Source organism: Streptomyces sp. NPDC058375, from assembly GCF_042723425.1.
GTDB lineage: Bacteria > Actinomycetota > Actinomycetes > Streptomycetales > Streptomycetaceae > Streptomyces > Streptomyces durocortorensis.
On record NZ_JBHXJG010000452.1, the window covers coordinates 1 to 2,423 of the forward strand.

A 2,423-nucleotide genomic window follows, 5' to 3' on the forward strand; every position below is an offset into this window, starting at 1 on the left:
GCTATCTCCCACAGTCCGTCCGGAACGATCCATCCCCACCGTCCACTTCCCATGAACAGCACAACCGCCAACTGGCCATGTAGGACACGGTCTTAGCCCCGAAGTGTGCCCGGCCTCTCCGGTCCTGGTCCGCCCGGTCACCTGGCCGGTCGGACAGTGAGCCTTCAGGCCGACCCCCGCACCACCAGCTCCGGTTCGAAGATCACGGAGGTCACCGGCCCGTCCGGCCGGGCCAGCCGGTCCAGCAGCAGGCGCGTCATCTCGGCGGCCATCCCCTCCACCGGCTGGCGGACCGTGGTCAGCGGCGGGCGGCAGGCCAGGGCCGCGCTGCTGTCGTCGAACCCCACCACCGCCACGTCCCCCGGCACCGAGCGGCCGTGCTCCCGCAGGACATGGCAGGCCCCCAGCGCCATCAGGTCGTTGGCGGCGAAGACCCCGTCCAGGTCCGGATGTTCCGCCAGCAGCCGCTCCATCGCCGCCTCGCCGCTCTCCTGGGTGAACTGCCCCTCGACGGTGGGGACGTACGCGTGCCCGTGGCGCGCCATGGCGTCCCGGAACCCCATCAGGCGCGCCTGGCCCGCCGGTACGTCCAGTGGGCCGCTGATCGTCGCCATCCGGCGGCAGCCCCGGCCGAGCAGATGCTCGGCCGCCAGCCGTGCGCCGTCCTGGTGCGCGAGATCGACATAGCTGACCGGGACCGGCCGCGCCGGGCGCGCGAACAGGACGGCCGCCAGGCCGGCTTCCGCGATCAGGGCGGGCAGCGGGTCCTCGGCGTGCGTCGAGACGACCAGGGCCCCGTCCGCGCTGCCCTGCCGCAGGTACGCCACCACCTCCTCACGCGCCCGTGCGGTCTCCGCGAACATCAGCACCGGGTGCATCCCGCGCGGCCGCAGGTAGTTGACCACCCCGGTCACGACCCGGCCGAAGAACGGGTCGGCGAAGACCTGCGCGGTGAACGAACTCCCGTCCCAAGGCGCCCCGGTGTCTTCGGGTTCCTCTGCCGCCGCCGGCTCGACGCCCGCGCCCGACACCACCAGCGCGATGGCGTCGGCCCGCCGGGTGACGAGGGACCTGGCCGCCCGGTTGGGGGTGTAGCCCGTGACGGAGACCGCGTGCCGCACGGCCTCCTGGATCACCGGGTCGACATTGCGTACCCCGTTGATGACCCGGGAGACGGTGGCGCGGGAGACACCGGCCGCCCGGGCCACGTCCTCCAGGGTGGGTGCTCCGGTCGGCCGCAGATCATCCGTCATGAGCGCCTTTATAGCACTTACGGAGAGCGCTCTCCACGGAACGGCCGCCCGGCAGCGGGTCAGGCCAGCGAACCGCCCGTCGCGTCGATCCAGTGGCCCGTGATCCACCGGCCGTCCTCCGAAGCGAGAAAGGCGACCACATCCGCGATCTCGGCCGGGGTGCCCACCTTTCCCAGGGCGGACAGGGCTGCCGCGCCCGCCCAGGCCTCGTCGCCGGTGCGCAGCCAGTCCGCGTTGGTGTCGGTGTCCACGATCCCCGGCGCCACCGCGTTGACGGTGATGCCCCGGCCGCCCAGCACCTTGGACAGGTACCGCGTGAACACGTCCAACGCGCCCTTGGTCATGGCGTAGGCGATCAGGTCCGGCATCATCGCCGCGTGGCTGAGGCCCGTCGAGATGTTGATGACGCGTCCGCCGTCCCGCAGTCGGTCGAGCCCCAGCCGCGTGAGGAAGAACGGCGCCTTCGTGTTGACGTCGAACAGTCGGTCGTACTCCTCCTCCTCGATCTGTGCGAAGTTCCGCGACGTGCCTGTCCCGGCGTTGTTGACGAGGATGTCCACGCCGTCCGCGTGCTCGTCGAAGGCGGCCCAGAGCGCGGCGGCGGATCCCGGAGCCGCCAGTTCCGCGCCGACCGGGAACGCCCTGCCGCCCGCCTTTTCGATCGCGGCCACGGTCTTCAGGGCCGCCGCTTCGTCTCTGCCGTAGTGCACACCGACGGCTGCTCCGTCCCGGCCCAGCCGCTCGGCGATCCCGCGTCCGATCCCCCTGCTGCCGCCGGTGACCAGTGCCGTCTTTCCCGTGAGCGAGCCCATGGCTCCGCCCTCCCTTTTGATTAGCGGTCGCTACAGAAAAGACCGTAACACGTTCTCTAGTGGTCGTTATAGAATTGGCGCATGGCGACGAAGCAGCGCGGCAGGCCCCGGTCCTTCGACCGGGAGGACGCTCTCCGGAAGGCGACCCTGACCTTCTGGGAGCGGGGGTACGAGGCGACCTCGATCGCGGACCTGACGCGTGTGATGGGCATCGCCGCGCCGAGCCTGTACGCCGCGTTCGGCGACAAACGGACGCTGTTCGGGGAGGTCGTCGATACGTACGCGACCCTCTTCGGCGGTTTCGGCGACCGAGCCCTGGCCGAGGAACCGACCGCCCGCCGCGGCTTCGCGCGGATGC

The 2,423-nt window shown here is 71.3% G+C and carries 3 protein-coding genes; 1 reads left to right on the forward strand and 2 read right to left on the reverse strand.

What is annotated here, in order from left to right; genetic code table 11:
* Positions 1-164: 164 nt before the first annotated feature.
* Positions 165-1,253, reverse strand: coding sequence for a LacI family DNA-binding transcriptional regulator (locus tag ACFWM7_RS34925; protein ID WP_383268707.1), 1,089 nt, complete (start codon positions 1,251-1,253; stop codon positions 165-167).
* A gap of 59 nt (positions 1,254-1,312) precedes the next feature.
* Positions 1,313-2,065, reverse strand: a complete 753-nt coding sequence (locus ACFWM7_RS34930; RefSeq protein ID WP_383268710.1) for an SDR family oxidoreductase — start codon at positions 2,063-2,065, stop codon at positions 1,313-1,315.
* Positions 2,066-2,146: 81 nt separating this feature from the next.
* On the opposite strand from ACFWM7_RS34930, the gene ACFWM7_RS34935 reads away from it, so the two are divergent.
* The coding region (locus tag ACFWM7_RS34935; protein WP_383268713.1) for a TetR/AcrR family transcriptional regulator at positions 2,147-2,423 on the forward strand (277 nt) is incomplete at its 3' end.